Source organism: Streptomyces sp. NPDC022552, from assembly GCF_055561875.1.
In genome coordinates, this window is sequence record NZ_JBVHGJ010000003.1 from 186,259 (window position 1) to 206,188 (window position 19,930).

Sequence of the window (19,930 nt, forward strand, 5' to 3'; positions counted from 1 at the left end):
CCCTCGGTGATCGTTGTCCCTCCCCTCTCTTAACCCGGCAGGGCCAGCTCGAACCACACTGTCTTGCCCGTTCTGCCTTTACGGATCCCCCAGCGCCGTGCGGAACAGGCCACGAGCTGGAGACCGCGACCTCCCTCGTCGTCCGGGCCGGCGGCGCGTTCGGTGGGCGGATCCGGAAGCGGATCGGAGACCTCCACGAGCAGGGCGGGGCGATGGGCGTCGCCGTCCGACTCCGGCTGGAGGAAGACGAGCCGGACGCCGATCGGGCCGGAGGCGTAGCGCAGGGAATTGGTCACCAGCTCGCTCACCAGGAGGACCGTGAGATCACCCACCGTCGGGTCGATCCGCCAGGACCGGAGGGTGTCGCGCACCGCGTGGCGGGCGGTGCGTACGGCGTTTGCCTCCGCCGGGAAGTTCCACTCGACGCACTCGCCATCGGTGTCGATCACTCCCGATCACTTCCCCAACCCATTAACAGAAGGAAGGCCCGCGTCCTATTTCGGGGGATTAATCAGCACATACCCGATATCGGGGGCGGGGTATCGCAGGGAGTGGACCAATGGGAGCACGGTGGCTCGAACGGCGTAAGGCCTCAGCCCCGCGCTCCGTCGGCGGCGACGGGCGGCAGTCGCAGCCCGGCCTCGGCGACGGCGGGCCGGTCCTGGTCGAGCCAGTCGACGGAGTCCAGCTCATGGCGGGCCAGCCAGCGCAGCTCGTCGTGGTCCTCCAGCGGTCGGGGCTCACCGGAGAGGAGGCGGGCGGTCCACACCCGGAGAACGTAGCCGGGTTTCAGCGGCCACTCACCCGGAATGCGCTCCCCGGGCTCCGTCTCGACGCCGAGCTCCTCGCGCAACTCACGGACCAGCGCGGCTTCGGCGCTCTCCCCCGGCTCCACCTTGCCGCCAGGGAGCTCCCAACGGCCCGCCAGCTCGGCGGGGGCACTGCGGCGCGCGGCCAGCAGACGCCCCCGGTCGTACACGGCTCCGGCGACCACGACCACGTGGTCGGCCACGTGGTCGGCACTGCGATCTGTCATGGGCCGGAGCGTATCCCGCGCGGGGGTACCCCCAGGCCGAAGGCTCTGGGGGAGGTCAGACCGCGGGTTGACCGATCCGTTCCACCCAGTAGAGCTGCTTGTGCCCCCGGTCATCGAGACTGTCGGCGACCTTCTGCGCCTCGTCCCTCGTCGCGTACCGCCCGACCCGATAGCGATTCCCGTTGTCGTCCTGTCGAATGACCAGCCAGGGCAGGACAGGGCCACTGTCGGTCATCGGACATCTCCCTCCGCCGGTCCGGTCGTCTCTAAGGATCTCCCTGAAATGGCAATCCGCATATGCCTGACCTTACGCCTGACCTTTACACAGCGGATATGAGATTTCACAAAGAGGTACGGATCCGGCCGGGAATTGACGAAGGGAGGCCGAAGATCAAGCCCCGAAGGCAGCCCGGGGCGCCGCCGGCGCGGGCGGGTTCAGGGCACGGAGAAGCGGGCCGGATCCCGGAAGGGAGGGCCGGCCCCGAATCAAGGGAAAGGAGGACGGGCCGGGCTCATCGCACAGCAGCGGGCAGGCCCGGCTCACGGTCCAGCGGCAGGAGCGCCGCTCTCACCGCACCGGAAGGTGGTACGCGATGCGGTAGCGGTCGGCCGGGACGACGACGTCGGCCGTCTCCACCGCCCGGCCCGACGCGTAGTACGTCCGCTCGACCACCATCACCACATGGCCGGGGACGCCACCGAGGGCCAGGAGCTCCTCCGCGAGGCCCGGGCGGGCGCCGACCTCCTCCACCACGTTGTCCACGACGACGTCGATCGCCGCCATGCGCTCCACGACTCCGCAGCCGCCGAGCGGCCCCTCCTCGGGCAGCATCACGGGCGTCCGGCCCGTCACCGCGAGCGACTCCCAGGAGGTGGAGAGCATCATCGGCTCACCCGCGTCCCGGTAGACGTACCGCGTGCGCATCACCCGCTCCCCCGGCTCGATGCCGAGCCGCTCGGCCACGGCGGCGCTCGCGTGCTCCTGCTCGCTGCTGGACTCCCATGTGCCGCGCGCCCCCTCCGCCGCCTGCTCCTGCCGGAACGGGTTGGCGCCGGACGGCGGCCGGTCCCCGGAGCGGGCGATCCTGCGCGGCACCGGGCGCTCCCGCACATACGTCCCCGAGCCCGAGCGGCCCTCGACGAGCCCCTCGGCCATCAGCACCTTGCGGGCCTCGAGAGCGACGGTGTCCGAGACCCCGTACTCCTCGCGGATGCGCGCCTGCGAGGGGAGTCGGGTATGCGGCGGAAGCGAGCCATTGGCGATCTTCTCTCGAAGATCGCTCGCCACGCGAAGATAGGCGGGCTGCTCACCGAACGTCACTGGACACTCCCCTCAGGTTGACGGACAGCTACAGACTGACAACCCTCGGTGGCCGCCCGCAAGCATGGGCCAGAGTTTCACCCGAAGTGATGACTTGCCTTTACGCCTGCGCTTACCGCGGGTATAGCGGCGGATTCCCCGCCGGAGTCTTGACCTCAATGGTCCAGACCAATACTTTCCTGTGAGCACAGCTCCCTTCCGGCACACGCACAGGAAACGAGCCTCATGCGTCGTAGAACCCTTTCCCGGCTGACGATCGCCGCCCTCTCCCTCGGCCTCGTGGCCGGTCTCGCGCCCGCCGCGGGCGCCGACTCCGCCGCTCACAGCACCAGCCGCCCGTCGCACAAGCGCGTCGGCTACTTCACCCAATGGGGCGTCTACGGACGCAACTTCCAGGTCAAGGACCTGGATACCAGCGGTACGGCGGCCAAGCTCACCCACATCAACTACGCCTTCGGAAACGTGAGTTCCGACGGCAAGTGCTTCACCGGCAATGTGCCCGGAGAGGCCGACGCGTGGGCCGACTACGTACGTCCGCTCGACGCTGCCGGCTCCGTGGACGGCGTCGCCGACACCGCCGACCAGCCCCTCGCCGGCAACTTCAACCAGCTGCGCGAGCTCAAGGCGAAGCACCCGGGCCTCAAGGTCCTGATCTCGCTGGGCGGTTGGAGCTGGTCCACCCACTTCTCCGACGCGGCTCGCACCCCCGCGTCCCGCAAGGCCTTCGTCTCCTCCTGCATCGACCTCTACATCAAGGGCAACCTGCCCACCGATGGCGCCCGTGGCGGCGCGGGAGCCGCCGCGGGTCTCTTCGACGGCATCGACCTCGACTGGGAGTGGCCGGCCTCCGCCGGCGACGTCGACACCGTCTTCCGCCCGGAGGACAAGCAGAACTTCACCGCGCTCGTACGGGAGTTCCGCAGCCAGCTCGACGCGTACGCCAAGTCCGCGCAGCGGCAAGGCAAGCGCAAGCACTACGAGCTGACCGCCTTCGTCCCGACCGCGCCCGCCAAGATCGACGCGGGCTTCGAAGTACCCAAGATCATGCGGGACTTCGACTTCGTGAACCTCCAGGGGTACGACTTCCACGGCTCCTGGGAGTCCACGACGGCTCAGCAGTCGGCTCTCTCCGCGGCGAAGGGCGACTTCAGCGTCGACCAGACCGTCAACGACTGGCTGCGGCGCGGTGCGCCCGCCCGCAAGCTCGTGGTGGGCATGCCGTTCTACGGCCAGGGCTGGACGGGCGTCACAGGCGGAGGCGACGGGCTCGGACAGCCCGCGACCGGCCCCGCCCCAGGCACCTGGGCGAACGGCTCCGAGGACTACAAGGCGCTGAAGAAGCTCGCGGACTCGGGGGCGTACACCGTGCACCGCGACCGCCGCAACGGCCACGCCTGGCTCTTCGACGGCACGACCCTGTGGACGTACGACGACCCGCAGGTGCTGCGCACCAAGTCGGCGTACGTGCGCGCCAAGGGGCTCGGCGGCGCGATGTTCTGGTCGCTGGACGGGGACACCCCCGACGGCGAGCTGATCACCGCCGTGGACCGCGGCCTCGGCCGCCGCTGACCCACCGGCCGGCCCGCACGCGCGCGTGAACGGGGCCGGCCCTCCCGCAGTGGCCGCGTCTCACCAAGGGGCCGGACCTCCCGAAGGAGGCCCGGCCCCTGTTCACGCGTGCGGCAACCCGTGCCACGCCTCGGAAGGCCTCAGGCGGATGTGTCGGACTCCAGCGAAACCGTCAGCTCCAGTGCCCGGCGCGCCTCGGACTCCGCCTCCCAGAACGTCCCGTCGTACGCGCTGTCGTAGTGCTCCCAGAAGACGTCCGCGTCGGCCGCCTTCGCCAGCTTGTCCCACTCCTTCGCGGACGCGTCCAGCTCCTTGACCAGCTCGGCGACGCGAGGCGCGGCGGCCGACGACCAGGTGTGGCTCTTCAGGTCCCGGCTCGCCCCGGTGAGAGAGTCGTGGACCTTCCCGGCCCACTCCTTGTTGCCGGCCAGATCCTCGTCCACGTCCTCCTCCGGCTCCTCGTTCAGCGCGTCGTCGATCGGGTTCATGGCCGTGAGGAAGCGGAGCTGGTGGGCGTCGAGGGTGGTCTTGTCGCTGCGCAGCGACGCGTTCATCGGCTCACCGCCGTCGACGATGAACGCGCAGGTCACGGCGCGGTCACCGGCCCGCCAGCTGGCCCGGCTCGGCATGTAGTAGAAGTCGTAGACGTCTTCGGGGAAGGCCCAGGTGTCCAGTGCGTACGCTTTGCCGATGTCCTCGCAGCGCTTCTCCGCGATGCCCTCGATGGAGCTCTCGCCGGGCCACTTGGTGAAACCGGTGAGCTTGAAGCCGCCGGTGACCTCGCCCTCGTGCGGGCGCTCGCAGTCGACGACCTCGACCACCGCGGTGTCGGCCTCGATCTCGCCGTCGACGTTGTAGCACTCGCCCGTGCGCAGCGAGAACGCGGAGCTCGAACTCGCCGCCTCGTCCAGGCCCTTCTGGAAGCCGCGCCACGCCTCGCCGAAGACGCCGGTGACCAGACCGGCGATCATGATGAGGCAGCTGAGCGAGGACAGGACGATGCCCGCGATCGCGAGCCCCTTGCCCGTCTGGTTCCTCTTCCTGATCTGCGGGAGGGCGATCAGGCCGAAGATCAGGCCGAGGGGCGGCAGGCAGCAGACCACACCGGAGACCAGGGACGCGATGGCCAGGCCGTTGGTGGTCGGCCGCGGGGTGGCGTAGGCGACGGGACCCACGCCGCCGGGCCCGTAGGGGCCGTACGGGGCGTAAGGGTTGGCGTTGTACGGCCCCGGAACCACCGGAGCACCGTGAGGGGCCGCCGGAGCACCGTGAGGAGCCGCCGGAGGGGCCGTAGGGTTCGACGGCTCAGGGGCGGGCCACGCTCTGTGGGGTGGCTGAGAGTCCTGGGGCGGCTGGGAGGGCTCCACGAGTACGGTGCTCCTGTGCGGGCGGATGATACGAACGTGCGATCAGGCGCGCGCATCGTACGTGCTGCAGGGGCGGGGGCGGTACAGGGATGACTTCTGCGGCAATCTGGACACCGGCGGTGTGGGAGGGTCTCGCGCTCAACCCGGCCGCTCCCGCCGACATCCTCCTGCGCCTCCTCGAACCGTCCTACGCGGCGGCCTGGTCGGCCCTGTGCCGCCACCGCCGCGAACTGCCGGCGGACGTCGTGGACGCGATCGTCGCGCATCCGCACCCACGCGTGCGTGGCGCGCTCGCGCGGAACCCCCATGTGCCCGGGGAGGTGCGGGGACGGGTCGTCGACGACGAGATGTGGCTCGTGCGGGCGCATCTGGCCGAGGGGCCGGGACAGGACGTCTGGCCCCGCCACCTGCCCGACCACGTCGTCGAGCGGATGTACACGACCTACGACGGCCAGGAACTCCAGTCGCTGGCCTTCTCCCGCCAGGTCCCCTTCCGCTTCCGGCTCGCGACCGCGACCCACCCCGTCGCCGCGGTCCGTGCGTACGGCGCCGACGTGTGGGGGCACCTGTCCGAGGAACGGAGAGCGGCCCTGCTCGACGACCCCGACCCGGACGTGCGCGCCTCGGCCGAGCGGATGCTGGCCCATGTGACGGCGGAGGACGACGCGGAGGAGATGGAGCGGCGGCTGCGCACCACGCACAGCGGCGGTCACGCCCGCGGCCACATCCTCGTCAACTGCCGGCTCTCCCGGGCCGTCGTGGACGAGCTGCTCCAGGAGCGCGAGGAGGGCGATCTGTGGTGTCTCGCGCACAACCGCAGCACCCCGCCGGACGTCGTCGCGCACGTCGCCCGCGTCGGCGACCCCAGGACCCGGCGGGAGGTCGCCCGGCGGGAGCACCTCCCGCGCGAGCTGGTGGACCTGCTCGCGCGCGATCCCGACCCGGAGGTCCGTACGGCCGTCTCCGTACGCCCCGAACTGACCGAGGACGAGCGGGCGGCCATCGACTACGTCGTCGAGCCGCACGAGGTCGTCCAGGTGGGTGCGGACCCGCACGAAGCGCCCCTCTCCCACGCCCGGTCGGCGCACCCACTGCTGCGCCGCCGTGTCGCGTACAACCCGGAGCTGCCGGCCGAGCTCGTCGAGCTGCTCGCCGCCGACGAGGACCCGGGCGTACGGATCATCCTCGCCCAGCACCACCCCGAGGCCCCCGCCGAGCTGCTCCTGCGCTGCTATCTGGAGTACGGAGGGAGGAACCGCGACCGGCTGCTCGGCCTGCCGCGCTTCCCGGTCGCCGGGCTCGCGGCGCGCTTCGGGACCGCCGAGGACCCTGCCGTACGCCTGCTGGCCACACTGGACCCGGAGGCGGACCCGGCGCTCGTGGACGGGCTCACGCGGGATCCGGACGCACGCGTGCGTGCCGGGGCGGTCCGCAACCCCGCCCTCCCCCCGAAGCGGCTTCTTCAACTCCTCGAGGACGAGGAACTGTCCAGGGAGGCGGCCGCGAATCGGGAACTCCCCAGGGAGACGATGTACGCGCTCCTCGACTCCCCCTGACGCCGCGGACGACGGAGGGGCCGACGCCGCAGGGGCCAGCCGACGACGGAGGGGCGGCCGCCGGAACCGGCGACCGCCCCTCGTTCTGTCGGAGAGTCAGTCAGTCACACGCGTACGCGCTCAGAACTGCAGCGCCCAGGAGTCGATCTTCCCGATGTCGTAGTTCGCGTTGTCGCTGACCCGCAGCTTCCACGTGCCGTTCGCGACCTCGGAGGAGGCGTTGACCGTGTACGTGGTGTTGATGTTGTCGGAGCTGCCGCCGGTGCCGTACCCCTTCAGCGTGTACGCCGTGCCGTCGGGGGCGATCAGCTGGACCTGAAGGTCACCGATGTAGGTGTGAACGATGTTCACGGGCACCTGGAGGGTGGAGGGGGCGTTGCCCGCGACACCGCTGACGGTGACCGGGGACTCGACGGTCGCGTTGTCGGCGATGGCGTAGTCCGCGGTGTTCTCGAACTTCTTGCCGGGCGGCGGGGTGGTGCCGCCGCCACCGACGAAGAGCAGCCGGTTCGGGGAGCCGGAGCCGGGGTTGCCGACCACGTTCGGGGTGGCCGCGCTCGTCAGCGCCGTCGACACCTGGGCCGGGGTGGCCGACGGGTTGTCCGCGAGGTAGACCGCGGCCGCGCCCGCGACGTGCGGGGTCGCCATCGACGTACCGGAGATGGTGTTCGTGGCGCTGTCGCTGCTGTTCCAGGCCGAGGTGATGGAGGAGCCCGGGGCGAAGATGTCCAGCACGCTGCCGTAGTTGGAGAAGCTGGAGCGGGCGTCGGTGTTGGTCGTGGAACCGACCGTGATGGCCTCGGAGACCCGCGCCGGCGAGTAGTTGGAGGCGTTGGAGTTGTCGTTGCCGGCGGCCACGGCGTAGGTGACGCCCGACGCGATCGAGTTGCGCACGGCCGTGTCGAGGGCGGAGTCGATGCCGCCGCCGAGGCTCATGTTGGCGACGGCCGGCTTGACGGCGTTCTGCGTGACCCAGTCGATGCCCGCGACGACCTGCGCGGTCGTGCCCGAGCCCTGGTTGTTGAGGACGCGGACGCCGACGATCTTGGCCTTCTTGGCGACACCGTAGGCAGTGCCCGCGACGGTGCCGGCGACGTGCGTGCCGTGGCCGTGGCCGTCCTGGGCGACGTTGTCGTTGTCGATGGCGTCGTAGCCGTTGAAGGCCCGGCCGCCGAAGTCGCTGTGGGAGATCCGTACACCGGTGTCGATGATGTACGCCGTGACGCCCTGGCCCGCGCTGTCCGGGTAGGTGTAGCTCTGGTTCAGCGGGAGGGCCCGCTGGTCGATCCGGTCCAGGCCCCAGGACGGCGGGGAGGGCTGCGTGCCGTCGACCGTGAAGACGCGGTTCTGCACGACCGAGGCGACCGACGGGTCGGCGGCGAGCTTCTTCGCCTGGGCCTCGCTCAGCTCGACGTTGTAGCCGTTCAGCGCCGCCGTGTACGTCTTCTTGATCTTCGCGCCGTGCTTGGCCGCGACCGCCCGGCCCATCGAGGTCTCCGCCGGGGCGGAGTCCTTCAGGGTGACGATGTAGCTGTCCGCGATCGTCCCCGGGGCCCCGGCGTTCTGGATGACACCTTCGGGGGCGGCCTCGGCCGCGGTGGCCGGGAAGGTAGCGGCGGTGCCGAGAGCCAGGGCGGCGACGGCTATGGCGCTGGCGGCGGCAAGTCTGCGCCGCGAGTCACGCATCACTGACATGTGAGGGATCCTCCTCATAGGTGGTGCGCTGCTGTGGGGGTACGACAGGGACATGACAAGAGGACGTGAAGTGTCCACGCCGTTTCGCACATCCGGCTGCCGAGCGAAAGATTGACGGATCCATAGGAATCTCACAAGGGCCCTGAGCGCCCCGACACACGTGCGTCACACAGCTGCCATGCTGGCGCTCATGACCGCCTACGTGTGCCCCCGTTGCCGGGTCCGGTCCCCCGCCGACGCCCTCACCTGGTGTTGTCCGCGGTGCCGCGGCCCGTGGGATCTCGAGTTCACGAGCGGACCCGTTTCACTCACGTCCCTTGCGTCACGTGTGAATTCATTGTGGCGTTACGAGGAGGCGCTGCCGCTGGCGACCGGAGTCCCGCGGGTGACGCTCGGGGAGGGGCGCACTCCACTCGTCCCGCTCAGCGACGGGGTCTCGGCCAAACTCGACTTCCTCATGCCGACGTTGTCCTTCAAGGACCGGGGCGCCGTCATGCTCGCGGAACTCGCCCGCCGGCTCTCCCCGCGCCGTGTCCTCGCCGACAGCAGCGGCAACGCGGGCACGGCGATCGCCGCGTACTGCGCGCGGGCTGGCCTCGGCTGCGTCGTGTACGTACCGGAGGGCACGTCCGCCAAGAAGCTGGAGCAGATGCGGGCGCACGGAGCGCAGGTGACCGTCGTCCCCGGCGACCGCGAGGCCACGGCACGGGCGGCGCGGGCTGCCGCCGACGAGCCGGGCACGTTCTACGCCTCGCACGTGTACAACCCGCACTTCCTGCACGGCACGAAGACGTACGTGTACGAACTCTGGGAGGACCTGGGCGGCCGGCTTCCGGACACACTCGTCGTCCCGGTCGGCAACGGCACACTCCTCCTGGGCGCCGCCCTGGCTGTCGAGGAGCTGTACGGCCACGGCCTGATCGACGGCCGCCCCGCGCTGATCGCCGTACAGGCGGAGGCGGTGTCCCCGCTGGCCGAGGCGTTCGCGGCGGGTGCGGACGAACTGCTGGAACCGACGGATGTGCGCCCCACCCTGGCGGAGGGAATCGCGATCCCGAACCCACCACGCGCCGCGCAGATCCTGCGCGCGGTACGGGCGACGGGCGGCACCTTCCTGACCGTGACGGAGGACCAACTCCTCGCCGCCCAGACGGACCTGGCCCGGCGCGGGCTCTTCGTCGAGTCGACGGGCGTGGCCTGCTGGGCGGCGGTGCGCGCAACGCCTCCACGCCCGGGTCTGACGGTGCTTCCGCTGTGCGGGGCGGGGGCGAAGACGGGGCTGAGCCGGCGGGGGTGAGCGCGGGGTCTCACGCGCTTGTCCTCGCGTTCTCCCCGCGCGGGGGTCTCCCCGTCCTGACCGGGTACGGTCGAACACACCACGGATGAGGGGCGTGAAGATGCTGACGGGGACGACCGGCCGGACGCCGCAGGACCTTGCGGCCGAGGTGGCGAACATGCGGGCCGTCGACGACCGGCCGTCGGTGTGGTCGGGACCGCCGCAGGGCGGGTCGGGGGAGTTCGACGAGTGGTGCGGGCGGTACGGCTGGGAGCCGCAGACGTTCGACCGGCAGTTGCAACCACTGACGCCTGGCGGCGGTCACTGGACATGAGCGATCTCCCTCGACGTGTATGCACCCGCCGAATACCGGTGACCCACAACCACCCCGTGAAGGACAGCAAGTGAGCACGAGCCCCGAAGACGGTCCGGAGAACGGCGAGGAAGCGGAGTTCTACTTCGCGGACGTCTTCGCCTTCGTCTCCGAGTACCTCTCCCCCACGATCCGCCGCCGCGTGAACGGATCCTCCGCCACCTGGTGCCCCCGGTGGTGGGAGCACCCCGAGGCCGGGGCGCGGCTCTCCGCGCTGTGGCTGGCCTGGGAACATCTGCGCCACGATCCGGCCCTGGGCATGTCCACGTGGTGGCTGCACCACGCCGATCCACACCTGCGGGTGCTCATGGACACGGACCTGGGCCCGTTCGCCGCCTGCTCGCCCAAGGTCGGCGGGCACACGGCCTACCCCTTCGACCCGCTGCCTCTGGAGCCGTACGACCCCGCGTCGTAGCCCGGTGTCCCGCACATCACCGCAGGCCGGTGGGGGTGCGGTCGGCCGATCGTCCCCGGCCGCCGCACCGGCGGGGGCGCGTCAGTCCAGCGCTTCCGTGGTGCCGTCCGGGTGGATGAGCAGACGGATGGCACCGCCGAACCGGTCGTCGGTGATGGAGGCCGCGGCGGGCGCGCCGAACTGCTGGGCGCGCTGCTGGAGGATCGAGATGACGACCTCCTGGATGTCACCGTACGGCGGCGCCGTGACGGGTACGCCGTCGATCAGACCGGCGTTGGGCGAGAAGATACGGACTTCGGCCGCCGGGGGCGTGGGCTGCACGACTCGGGTCCTTTCAGGAGTGCTCGGCGACGTCGTCACCGACGAACGGAGCGACGGGGGGTGCCGTGGGGTCAATTGTGTACGTGCCACGGGACACGCGCCGGAGCCGTGCGGACTTGACCATGGCGGACAGGATGTTGCTGATCGACTTCGCCGACTCCTGGAACACCTCCGGAGGCAGCGCGAGCAGGACGTCGCGGGCGGTGAACGGACCGGGGAAGGACGCGACGGCCTCGTCCACGGCACGGCGCAGGCTCGTGGGGGTCGGGAAGGCGCGCGCCACCGCCACCTCGCTGCCCACGGCGCGCAGACGCGGGGCGGCTGCCGGGGCCACACCTTCGTACGCCTCTATGCGCACGGCGAGCTCCCGCAGGGCGGCCCGGAGATCGGCGAGGGTGGTGGGCGTGCGGCCCGTGACTCCGTCGTCCGTGCTCCGCCCGGTGTCCAGAACCGTCATGACCTGCTCGATCCGTGCGATCGAATCCGAGACCCGCCGCAGCAGAGGCTCGAAGAGGTCCTGGCGCAGGGCGGTGATCGGGTCGCTGGTGGCCAGCTCGACGCTGACCGAGCCGACCAGTCCGGTGTCCACCGGGAGGCTCGGGGCGTCCTCGGCCAGCTCGGCCCGCCAGGTCTCCATGCCGAGTCGCGCCCGTCGGCACGACTCGGTCAGCTCCGGCGCGAGGCCGACGGACGGCGCGTGCGCCAGCATGCCGGCGAGCCGCTCGCAGGCTTCGAGCGCGGGAAGCGTGGCGAGCAGCAGCGGAGTGAGGACGGCCTTCTGCACGGCGAGAACCGGGTCGTCGAGGGGGAAGGTGATCCGTTCACCTGCCGGCGCCGCCATTGATACCTCTGCTACGTGATGTGTCTTCTGGGGTGGGACCACGGACCGCGGTCCCGGCCGGACCGGTGTACGCGGGCGGGGGCGCCGGGGGGTGTGCCCCGGCGCGAACGCGTCCAGTACGGCGCTGAGTTCGGCGTCGAAGTCGGCGGACCGCTGCCGGAGGTCCACCGGGGTCGTCAGGTCCCCTTGCGAGGTGCCGATGCCGAGCCGACGGCGGATGAGCCGCCGGTCCTGCTCGGTGGTACCGGCGAGGTACCCGCCCGGATCCGGGCGGAGGACAGAGTCCTGCAGGCACTCCCGCCGGAGCGGGCAGGAGGCGCAGAGCTGACGGGCCGCGTGGGCCAGCGCCTGGATGCGCTTTCCCTGGATGGGAAGTTCGGCGGAGCTGACGGGCGGGTTCTCCAGAAGCGGATGCCGGAAGATGTCCGGCCGGCGGTGGCAGGGCAGCGAAGCTGCGGCCGCGCCCGGCGTTGCCGATATGGGCGCAGCGTGCGTCCTGCGCATGGTTGTGACCATGAAAGTGCCCCCCGTGGCAAAATTTGATACCTGGGGACTCTAGAGCAGTGCAATTGGCGACAGCAAAGCCGTTCTGAACTGTAACCAAGTTGCTCAGAAGTTTTCTGATGTGACATCAGGCTCCCTTGGCGCGTCTCGAGACGCGCCGCGTGGCCCGCCGCGCCACGCGGCGGAGCGCGGCGGCGCCCCCACCCCGGACCATGAGCACGGCGACCACACCCGCGAACCCGAGCGGCACGGCGGCCGGGGGCGCGACCGTCCCCACGCCGGCCGCCGCGAGGAGCACGACGTCGGCGAGCACGACGGTGAGCCCGCGCCGCCCGGGATGGTCCTTGACCATCCACGCACCGAGCAGCGCCATCCCGGAGATCGCCCAGTACCCGAACACGGCCTGCCCGCTCGCCCACCCGGCCGGAATGCCCCGGGCGATGTCCGCCACGGCCGCGAGGTAGCCCGCGAACGCGGCGGTCAGGACCGTCGAACCGACCGCCAGCAGGAACTGGCCGCGCCGGCGCAGCAGGAACACCAGCAGGCCGAGCACCAGCAGGGCGCAGATCGTGACGAACGAGCTCATGCTGGAGGAGGCGAGGATGAAGAGCGTGTACGCCGCGGCGATCCCGAGGACGAGCCTCGGCAGCAGCCGAACGGCCCAGGCGTCGCTCTTCTCCTGCCGGACGAGCCGCCGTACGGCCCCGACGACCGAGTCGGTTCGTGACATGGACGTTCCTCCTATCGGGGCAGACGGTTGCCGTCACCCGGCGGCCGCTGCGGGGGCAGCTGAGGCGGGTTCGGCTGCGCGGGCTGCTGCACGACCGGCTGCTGCGGCGGCTGGACGCGCGGAGGGCGGGGCGGTTCGGGCTGCGGCGCGGGCTGCTGCGGCGCGGGAGCAGCGGTGGGGGTCGGGTTGGCAGCGGGGGGCGGAGTGGTGTTGCCCTGGCTGACGCGGCCGGTACGACGGGGGGGCTGCTGACCAGTGGGCGTCTGCTCCGAACCGTTCGCCTCTGCCTCGCGCTCCTTGATCCTCTTCTCCGCCTCCTGGAACGAGTCGTTCTGGATGACCCGGGCCTGGCGAGCACTCTTGCGCTGCTGTCGCCCGGAGTTGTTCTGCGGGATCCAACCACCCTTGCGCAGACGCCCCTTGAGCACCGCGTTGTCCATACCACGGGCGACGCTACCGGCGACGCGTCCCGTCCCCTTGGCGGCGGCCTGTCCGACCGACCCGGCCATCGGCACAGCCTTGGCGGCGACGGCACCCGGCATGTCACCCACACCCAGGGCATCCTGGGCGCCGGCTATCTGCGGGCTGAAGTTCCCGGCGATGAGCTTCTTGAGCATCATCACGACGGCGACGGTGACGAGGAGGAGCATGAGGAGCTGCATGCCCAGAGGGATCCGGGCGGGCAGGATCATCTGGTACAGCAGGAGCAGCACGGTCAGGATGATTCCGAAGCCCGCCCGCAGCACGAAGCTGTGGATGAACGACTGCAGCCAGCCCTTCAGCAGCTTCTGCTGGGAGGGGTGAATGCCGAGCGTGGCGATCAGCGGAAGCATGATGATGAGGATCAGGGTCACGGAGTGCCAGAGCAGTGTGAGGGCGCTGAGCACGATGACCATGATGCCGACGATGAGGGCGGCCACCAGGGAGTAGAAGGCGAGCCCGACCCGGCCACCGGCGTTACGGCCTGCCCAGTCGTCGAAGGGCACCGCGTAGACGTGCTGGTCCGCCACACGGGGGGACTTGTCCGGGTAGCCCAGCCCGTAGCCGCCCGCGACGTCGATGCGGATGGGCATCCACTGCTCTATCTCCTTGTCGATCTCCTTCTTGTTGCCCTGCAGAGGGAACTGGTCGAAGTTCGTCGTGGACTGCGACACGGCTTGCTTGACCCGGAGGTCCTCGCAGCGCACACCCTTTCCGAAGTCGCACTCACCCTTGGCGCTGCCCAGGGTGCACACACCGTTGATGAGCTTGGCCCCACCGTCCTTCCGGAAGATGCAGTTCGCGCCGTTCTCGCCGAACTGGCCCAGGGCCCACGGCCGGAAGACGAGGGTGTCGTACATGGCGCAGCTCGAGGAGCGAAGTCCTCGGTTGTGCTTCTCCGTGTCGGGGAGGTCACAGGGCGGCTGCATCTTTCCGGACGCGCCCGCCAGCACCGTCTCGGCCAGCGCCGAGTTGAAGTTCGCGATACCGGCGTCGGCCTCGTTGATGACCTTGTGGTAGTTGCTGTTCTTGCCGCCGCCGGCGAGAAGGGCGATCACGGCAATGGTCGTCAGGCAGGCCCATCCGACGCCGGACCAGACCTCGCGCATCTCCTGTCGGCGCCACTTGGTGAAGACCCAGATGCCGGTGAGCAGAATCATGGCGGGTACGGCCGGGCGGAAGACGTTGTCCTCCAGCGTGGTCACGGCGTTGTTGCGTCCGGCGTAAAGACCCTTGAGGGGACTCGGGTTGGACGCCAGCTCCTTGATGGAGATGGCCGAGCGCGAGAGGATCTTCGTTCCGTTGAAGACCATGTTCGCCACGCCGTTGTTGACGAAGTCCATGACCGAGCACTTGTCGGCGCCGGTGTCGTCCTCGCCGTTCTTACGAGAGGCGTCGCCCCGGCCCTTGAAGGTCGTCGTCCAGACCATCCCCCGCATGGCGTTCATCTCGTAGAACGTGTAGCTGTCGGGGGACTTGGGCATCTTGACCGCGCCTGTGACCATCCCGGACGTGTCATTGATGTCCTCACCGGTCTGACCGGACTCCGACCACTGCTGGACCGCGGGAATGATGGACTCACCGCTGGCGCCCGGGCTGTCGTGGCTGTAGCCGTCGTCCCCGGTGATCTTGCAGCTCAGATTGAGGTTCGGGCCCAAGGCCCGCGCCGTGTCCGGGACGGAGAGCGTCAACGCGACCAGCGCGAGAACCAGGAACAGGCCTGCTCTGACGATCCGCCCAGCGCCGCGCACCAGGCTGCCCGGCGAACGAGGAACGGTACGGGTTCCGCGTGACATGGCCCTACGGCGCACGGGTATCAATTTTCCTTCCAGGGGTCCGGGGTTCCGGGGCGCGGAGCGGCTACAGGTCGTAGTTCGTGGTGAAGCAGCCCTTGACCAGGCCGTCGTGGATCTCGAAGCCGCTGGGCACGTCGTCACGGCTGCCCTTGTTGCACGACAACGTGTGCAGACCGCCCCGGTTCAGGGCCTGGCCGAAGGAATCGCTCTCGCCGGCGAGAGCGAAGTTCTGGCCGATCGTGAAGCTGCCGCCGCCCTTGGCCAGGGACTCCTGGAACTTGGTCATGTCATTGAGGAGCAACACGGTGACGGAACCGCCCCCGCTGTCGAAGCAGACAGCGCGCTCCTTGATGCCCCAGGCCGGGTCCTTGGCCTCGTCCGCCATGTAGGAGTGCCCCTCACGGCTCTGCTCAAGGGGACTGCAGTCCTCTCCGCGCTCCTGGACGGCCTTCTGGACATCGGCCATCGTGTCCGCCTTCGGCAGACCGCCCAGCGGACCTTCGGCGGCGGCCCCGCCGTCGCCCCCGCACCCCGTCAGGGTCAACGCGGCCGTCAGCGCGACGGCTCCGGCGGCGAGGTTCTTGGTCAGACGCATCGGGATGCTCCTTGGGTCGATTCGGATGGGCCGGGCGGGTCAGACCGCGGCCGTGGCTTCCTGGGCCGGGCTCGGCGTCGGGTCCAGGTCGTTCGTCTCCTGGAGGAACGTCCAGTCCCAGACGCTCAGCGGGGGGTTCACGCCCTGCCTCGACGGACGGGTCGTGCCGTTGGTGTCCGTGGCGGCGAGGATCTCCTTGAAGACCAGGTCCACCGCCACCGTCCCCACCCGCTTGTCCGCGTCCCTCTGGAGGCAGACACCGGTCCGCAGCTCCTGGAGAGCGGAAACCACCTTCGCGTCCGTCTCCGGACGGCCCAGCAACGGTGCCACAAGCGACGCTTCCTGAGCGGACTTCTGCTTGAACGCGAAGACCGTGTGGATCTGGTTCGCGCCACCGCTGCGCGCCTCGGAGTCCTCGATCTGGACCAGGTCGATCGCCTGCTGCGTGATCAGCACCGTCACCGCCAGGTACGAACGCCCCTGCTTGAGCGCCCGTCGCATCAGGTCCCGGCCGCTCTCCGTCGCCGTGACGACGTACGCCTCATCGACGAACAGCGCCTTCGGACGAAGGCCGATCTCGCCCGTCACCGGGTTCTTCTCGTACCCGACGTCCAGCATCTGGCTGCCCAGCTCGACGACCGCCATCAGCGCCGTCGCCGCGAGCCGCTCGGCCGGGTTCCAGTTGCGCGGGTCGGAGGCCGCCGGCGACTGGAAGCCGCGAAGGGTGATGACCGTACGACGCTTGCGCATCGCGGACAGCGTCTGCGGCTTCTCCGCGAACGCCAGACGCGCGTAGGGCAGCGTGCGCAGCTCCGTCAGCAGCATCTGCGCCAGCTTCAGCTCCTTCGCCGCCTCACGGTCGTTCGTCGCGACCGCGTGGTCGTAGGCCTGGACGACCTCGTCAACGACCTGCCACAGCGTCGGCCTCGGCACCTGCACCTCGGCGTCCCGGGCGCTCAGGCCCTGCTCCGTCGCCTGCCGGATCGCCGAGTTGTACCAGCCGACGACCGTCGCCATCGCCTCGATGACGGGCAGCCGCACCCGCTGGTAGTCCTCGTCACCGAGGAAGCCCCGCAGCATCGACTCGGCGAGCAGCCGGCCCGACGGCACGTCGCGGGCGATCACCCACGGGTCGAGCACGCCCGCCTGGCCCTTGAGAAGGTCGACGACCTCCGTCTCCGCCCAGAACTCCGGGTTCACCGGCTGGAACCGGCTCTCCGGCGTACCCAGCACACCGCGCTCCGCGTCCCCCGCGAACTCGGGGTCGTTCACCTGCGCGCCGAAGCCCAGGTAGTAGCAGAGCTGCGCGAAGTCCGTCTTGGGGTCGATGACCAGGCAACGGACGCCCGACTCCGACTCCTCGTAGAACTTCTGCAGCGCCAGTGACGACTTTCCACCACCGGACGCGCCGACGATGGCCAGGCCACCGCCGTCGTTACGGGCCGGGCCGACGTGCAGCGAGTAGTGGACCGGCATCTTGCCCGCCCAGCCGACCAGGTTGCCCACCCAGCCGAGCTTCTTGCCGGACCGCTGCTCCGGGTTGTCGCCCAGCTCCGTACCGGCCGTCGGCAGCCCCGCGCCGAGCTGCTCAACCTCCTGGAGCCGCAGGTAAGGCGCGATGGGCAGCTTCGGTGCGTTGCCCGGCAGCTGCGACTGGAGCAGCCGCCACTGCTGGCGCGTCGGACGCAGCAGCGTCACCTTCAGGTCCTGCTTGAACTGCATCTCCAGGACACGGCGCCGGCGCTCCAGCTCCGCAGGGTCGGACGCGGAGACCGTGAAACGGATCTGCGCCTCCATGCCCGGCATCTTGTGCTCCTCGATGTCGTCGACGAGGTGCTTGGCGCGGGTGACCTGGTTGGCGAGCCTGGTGTCCGGCGAACGGCCCGAGTTGGCCATGTCGTTCATCTCGTCCACGAGGTTGCCGCTGATCTTTCCGGCGCGGTCCTTGAACTTCAGGTACGGGATGAGGGTGAAGCGCATGTCGATCTCGACCGGGAACTCCACGTTCTGCGCCGCGTACCGCGCCCACGCGGTCGACTGGCGGAACCGGGTCTCCGTCGGCCAGTTGGCGGCGACCAGCGTCGTCGTGTAGCTGGTGTGCTGCTCGCCGGTGACCTCGTCGTACTGGTGCAGCACGATGTGCGTCTTGCGGTTCTCGCCGGAGAAGTCGACCACCAGGTCGAACTGGTCCGGCCCCCACGACCGCGAACCGAGCACCGGCTCGGGCGGCACCGGCAGGTCGCCGTGGAGCGGCTTGCGGATCAGCCAGACCAGCTCCTCGCGGGCCAGCGGCGTACCGCCGAGGCTCTCCAGGCTCTCGTGCACCTCGCGCGCGACCTGCGTCCACTGGGCCAGGAGGACCGGGGACAGGTACTCGCCGTGGACACCGGTCGCGCCCGCCGCCAGCTTGTCGGCCGGGCCGGTCAGGGCACGGGAGAGGGCCAGCTCCTCGACCGGGTCGTCGCCGCCGGGCAGCACACCGCTGCCGTCACCGGAGCCGCGCTTGAGCGAACCCAGCTTGACCAGCAGGATGTTCCGCTCGCGCATCGCCCCGATGCGCTCCTGGTACTCGGCCTTGCGGAAGTTGTACGCCTTGTAGTTCTCGGTCGGGTCCCAGGCGACGGCGTTGAGCTCCTCGGCCCAGCCCACGGCGGTGATCGGCCGGTACACCTTGCGGTAGTGGCACTCGACGTTCCGGTCGCCGCGCGCGAGGTTGAGCAGCGCGCGGGCCGGCGCCTCGGCCATGGCCTGGAGCTCGGTGGCGTTGAGGTACTCGTCGATGGAGGTGGGCAGGACGATGCCCGTCCAGACCGAGTCGCCGTGCACGAAGATCATGTCGTCGGCGTAGCGGTACGGCAGACGCATCTCCTCGCGCCGGGCCTGCGCCCGGTCACCCTGGGACCGGCCGCGGCTGCCGGAGCCTCCGCCGGAGCCGGACTTTCCGTCGCCGCCCTGGTTGCCGTTGGCGGCCTTGGCCTTGGAGGAGGAGGCGGCCATGATCATGGCGATCGCGAAGAAGGCGACCGCCCCGCCCAGAAGGATCATCATGAACATGGAGAAGTCATCCTGCGGTCTTGGAGGGGGAGGGTGCGGCGGTGTGGGCCGGGGGTACGGCGGCCGATGCGGAAGATCCCGCGTGGTCGGCGAGCGCGGCGGGCGCGGGGATCGGGGGTTCCGTACCGCCGTACGACGAACCGTGTCGCGCGGCCTCGTCCAGCGCCCGCTCGTAACTCTGCTGCCAGCGCTGCGAACCCGGCTGCCAGAGGATGACCTGCCAGTGCAGTTCGCCCGGCTCACGGTCGGCGGCCAGGCCCTGGAGCCGCTTCGGCTGCCACCAGTAGTCGGCCCAGACCACCAGCTGCTGGCTGAGGGTGAGCGCGGAGGGGAGCGGCCGGCCCCAGACGAAGTACACGCCGACGGGCGGCCCGAGGTACAGCACCGCCGTCAGGATCGACATACCCAGGGCAGGCACGAAGGCGGAGAGGGAGAGCAGCGTCACCATCCACACCACACCGAAGCCGAACGCCGCGCCGAGCGCGGGCAGCAGCAGTCCGGGAAGCGGGATGTTGCCCCAGTTCCAGATGCGCTTGGGCCGGTTGAGCAGATCCGTGTGGTCGTACGCGACCATCGGCTCCGGCTCGCCCGTCACGTCCTGCGCCATCGGTCACTCCCCCTCTCTCTCGACCTCTCTCGACCGCCGTCGGCGGCGGCCAGGGCCCGGCTGGGGCCCCTCCGGGCGGGGACGGCTCGGTCCCCTGCCGGGTGGCTCAGCTACCGCCACCGATCTGGCCACCGAGGCCGATCAGCACACCGGCGAGGCCGGTCGCGCCACCGATGATCAGGGCGGCCAGCGCGATCATGCCGAAGCCCTGGAAGGCCTCGCGCATACCGTCGCCGCGCTTCATGGACATCAGCATCCGAATGCCGAGGATGAGCAGGGCGATCACCGCGACCATCGTTCCTGCGTCGCGCAGGATCTTCTGGATCTGCGTGAACATTTCCGTCATCGAGGTCGCCGCCAGGTACATGAGGTGTCCTTTCGTTCTGCGGAGTGC

At 70.2% G+C, this 19,930-nt stretch carries 19 protein-coding genes; 5 read left to right on the top strand and 14 right to left on the bottom strand.

What is annotated here, in order from left to right; all coding sequences use genetic code 11:
* Positions 1 to 29 precede the first annotated feature (29 nt).
* From ACZ3OF_RS10605 to ACZ3OF_RS10620, 4 genes are all read right to left on the bottom strand, one after another.
* Positions 30 to 449 (bottom strand): ATP-binding protein, encoded by a 420-nt coding sequence (locus tag ACZ3OF_RS10605; RefSeq protein WP_361668375.1) that lies wholly within the window; start codon positions 447 to 449, stop codon positions 30 to 32.
* Between the two features lie 143 nt (positions 450 to 592).
* Entirely contained in the window at positions 593 to 1,036 is a 444-nt protein-coding gene (locus ACZ3OF_RS10610; RefSeq protein ID WP_361597106.1) for a (deoxy)nucleoside triphosphate pyrophosphohydrolase, read from the bottom strand.
* A 55-nt stretch (positions 1,037 to 1,091) separates the two neighbouring features.
* On the bottom strand, positions 1,092 to 1,271 hold the full coding sequence (locus tag ACZ3OF_RS10615) for an SPOR domain-containing protein (protein WP_352192255.1): 180 nt from the start codon (positions 1,269 to 1,271) through the stop codon (positions 1,092 to 1,094).
* A 333-nt stretch (positions 1,272 to 1,604) separates the two neighbouring features.
* Positions 1,605 to 2,357, bottom strand: a complete 753-nt coding sequence (locus ACZ3OF_RS10620; protein ID WP_361668372.1) for a GntR family transcriptional regulator — start codon at positions 2,355 to 2,357, stop codon at positions 1,605 to 1,607.
* A 225-nt stretch (positions 2,358 to 2,582) separates the two neighbouring features.
* Here ACZ3OF_RS10620 and ACZ3OF_RS10625 point away from each other — a divergent pair, with 225 nt between their 5' ends.
* Positions 2,583 to 3,926 carry a glycoside hydrolase family 18 protein gene (locus tag ACZ3OF_RS10625; protein WP_467304035.1) on the top strand — a complete coding sequence of 448 codons (1,344 nt, stop codon included), beginning with the start codon at positions 2,583 to 2,585 and terminating at the stop codon, positions 3,924 to 3,926.
* A 140-nt stretch (positions 3,927 to 4,066) separates the two neighbouring features.
* On the opposite strand, the gene ACZ3OF_RS10630 is transcribed toward ACZ3OF_RS10625, so the two are convergent.
* Entirely contained in the window at positions 4,067 to 5,164 is a 1,098-nt protein-coding gene (locus tag ACZ3OF_RS10630; RefSeq protein ID WP_361668367.1) for a DUF4190 domain-containing protein, read from the bottom strand.
* 218 nt (positions 5,165 to 5,382) lie between these two features.
* Between ACZ3OF_RS10630 and ACZ3OF_RS10635 the strand changes: the two genes are divergently transcribed.
* On the top strand, positions 5,383 to 6,849 hold the full coding sequence (locus ACZ3OF_RS10635; protein WP_361668364.1) for a translation initiation factor 2: 1,467 nt from the start codon (positions 5,383 to 5,385) through the stop codon (positions 6,847 to 6,849).
* Between the two features lie 120 nt (positions 6,850 to 6,969).
* Here ACZ3OF_RS10635 and ACZ3OF_RS10640 read toward each other — a convergent pair whose 3' ends face one another.
* A complete protein-coding gene (locus tag ACZ3OF_RS10640) occupies positions 6,970 to 8,544 on the bottom strand; it encodes a S8 family peptidase (RefSeq protein ID WP_467304037.1) in 1,575 nt (524 codons plus the stop codon).
* Between the two features lie 178 nt (positions 8,545 to 8,722).
* Between ACZ3OF_RS10640 and ACZ3OF_RS10645 the strand changes: the two genes are divergently transcribed.
* The 3 genes from ACZ3OF_RS10645 (at position 8,723) to ACZ3OF_RS10655 (ending at position 10,608) form a co-directional block, all read left to right on the top strand.
* Positions 8,723 to 9,841: a threonine synthase gene (locus tag ACZ3OF_RS10645; RefSeq protein ID WP_467304039.1), complete on the top strand. Its 1,119-nt coding sequence runs from the start codon at positions 8,723 to 8,725 to the stop codon at positions 9,839 to 9,841.
* A gap of 94 nt (positions 9,842 to 9,935) precedes the next feature.
* Positions 9,936 to 10,154, top strand: a complete 219-nt coding sequence (locus ACZ3OF_RS10650; protein ID WP_361668357.1) for a hypothetical protein — start codon at positions 9,936 to 9,938, stop codon at positions 10,152 to 10,154.
* Between the two features lie 70 nt (positions 10,155 to 10,224).
* Positions 10,225 to 10,608: a DUF4913 domain-containing protein gene (locus ACZ3OF_RS10655; protein WP_361668354.1), complete on the top strand. Its 384-nt coding sequence runs from the start codon at positions 10,225 to 10,227 to the stop codon at positions 10,606 to 10,608.
* Positions 10,609 to 10,689: 81 nt separating this feature from the next.
* Here ACZ3OF_RS10655 and ACZ3OF_RS10660 read toward each other — a convergent pair whose 3' ends face one another.
* From ACZ3OF_RS10660 to ACZ3OF_RS10695, 8 genes are all read right to left on the bottom strand, one after another.
* Positions 10,690 to 10,929 carry a hypothetical protein gene (locus ACZ3OF_RS10660; RefSeq protein ID WP_361597077.1) on the bottom strand — a complete coding sequence of 80 codons (240 nt, stop codon included), beginning with the start codon at positions 10,927 to 10,929 and terminating at the stop codon, positions 10,690 to 10,692.
* Between the two features lie 13 nt (positions 10,930 to 10,942).
* Entirely contained in the window at positions 10,943 to 12,274 is a 1,332-nt protein-coding gene (locus ACZ3OF_RS10665; RefSeq protein WP_467304042.1) for a WhiB family transcriptional regulator, read from the bottom strand.
* 127 nt (positions 12,275 to 12,401) lie between these two features.
* On the bottom strand, positions 12,402 to 13,004 hold the full coding sequence (locus tag ACZ3OF_RS10670) for a hypothetical protein (protein WP_361668348.1): 603 nt from the start codon (positions 13,002 to 13,004) through the stop codon (positions 12,402 to 12,404).
* 11 nt (positions 13,005 to 13,015) lie between these two features.
* Complete coding sequence (locus ACZ3OF_RS10675; RefSeq protein WP_467304043.1) at positions 13,016 to 15,280, bottom strand: hypothetical protein; 2,265 nt, start codon at positions 15,278 to 15,280, stop codon at positions 13,016 to 13,018.
* A gap of 64 nt (positions 15,281 to 15,344) precedes the next feature.
* Positions 15,345 to 15,875, bottom strand: a complete 531-nt coding sequence (locus ACZ3OF_RS10680) for a hypothetical protein (RefSeq protein ID WP_361668343.1) — start codon at positions 15,873 to 15,875, stop codon at positions 15,345 to 15,347.
* 39 nt (positions 15,876 to 15,914) lie between these two features.
* Positions 15,915 to 18,929, bottom strand: coding sequence for an ATP-binding protein (locus tag ACZ3OF_RS10685; protein WP_467304045.1), 3,015 nt, complete (start codon positions 18,927 to 18,929; stop codon positions 15,915 to 15,917).
* A gap of 7 nt (positions 18,930 to 18,936) precedes the next feature.
* Positions 18,937 to 19,536, bottom strand: coding sequence for a hypothetical protein (locus tag ACZ3OF_RS10690; RefSeq protein WP_361668338.1), 600 nt, complete (start codon positions 19,534 to 19,536; stop codon positions 18,937 to 18,939).
* Between the two features lie 106 nt (positions 19,537 to 19,642).
* A complete protein-coding gene (locus tag ACZ3OF_RS10695) occupies positions 19,643 to 19,903 on the bottom strand; it encodes a TrbC/VirB2 family protein (protein WP_361436166.1) in 261 nt (86 codons plus the stop codon).
* Between the last annotated feature and the right edge of the window lie 27 nt (positions 19,904 to 19,930).

Bases quoted from the DNA above. Each gene is read 5' to 3' on its own strand.
- ACZ3OF_RS10610 (WP_361597106.1), bottom strand. From the start codon at position 1,036: ATGACAGATCGCAGTGCCGACCACGTGGCCGACCACGTGGTCGTGGTC.
- ACZ3OF_RS10675 (WP_467304043.1), bottom strand. From the start codon at position 15,280: ATGTCACGCGGAACCCGTACCGTTCCTCGTTCGCCGGGCAGCCTGGTG.
- ACZ3OF_RS10685 (WP_467304045.1), bottom strand. From the start codon at position 18,929: ATGTTCATGATGATCCTTCTGGGCGGGGCGGTCGCCTTCTTCGCGATC.
- ACZ3OF_RS10625 (WP_467304035.1), top strand. From the start codon at position 2,583: ATGCGTCGTAGAACCCTTTCCCGGCTGACGATCGCCGCCCTCTCCCTC.
- ACZ3OF_RS10645 (WP_467304039.1), top strand. From the start codon at position 8,723: ATGCTGGCGCTCATGACCGCCTACGTGTGCCCCCGTTGCCGGGTCCGG.
- ACZ3OF_RS10695 (WP_361436166.1), bottom strand. From the start codon at position 19,903: ATGTACCTGGCGGCGACCTCGATGACGGAAATGTTCACGCAGATCCAG.
- ACZ3OF_RS10635 (WP_361668364.1), top strand. From the start codon at position 5,383: ATGACTTCTGCGGCAATCTGGACACCGGCGGTGTGGGAGGGTCTCGCG.
- ACZ3OF_RS10640 (WP_467304037.1), bottom strand. From the start codon at position 8,544: ATGTCAGTGATGCGTGACTCGCGGCGCAGACTTGCCGCCGCCAGCGCC.
- ACZ3OF_RS10680 (WP_361668343.1), bottom strand. From the start codon at position 15,875: ATGCGTCTGACCAAGAACCTCGCCGCCGGAGCCGTCGCGCTGACGGCC.
- ACZ3OF_RS10615 (WP_352192255.1), bottom strand. From the start codon at position 1,271: ATGACCGACAGTGGCCCTGTCCTGCCCTGGCTGGTCATTCGACAGGAC.
- ACZ3OF_RS10670 (WP_361668348.1), bottom strand. From the start codon at position 13,004: ATGTCACGAACCGACTCGGTCGTCGGGGCCGTACGGCGGCTCGTCCGG.
- ACZ3OF_RS10665 (WP_467304042.1), bottom strand. From the start codon at position 12,274: ATGCGCAGGACGCACGCTGCGCCCATATCGGCAACGCCGGGCGCGGCC.
- ACZ3OF_RS10690 (WP_361668338.1), bottom strand. From the start codon at position 19,536: ATGGCGCAGGACGTGACGGGCGAGCCGGAGCCGATGGTCGCGTACGAC.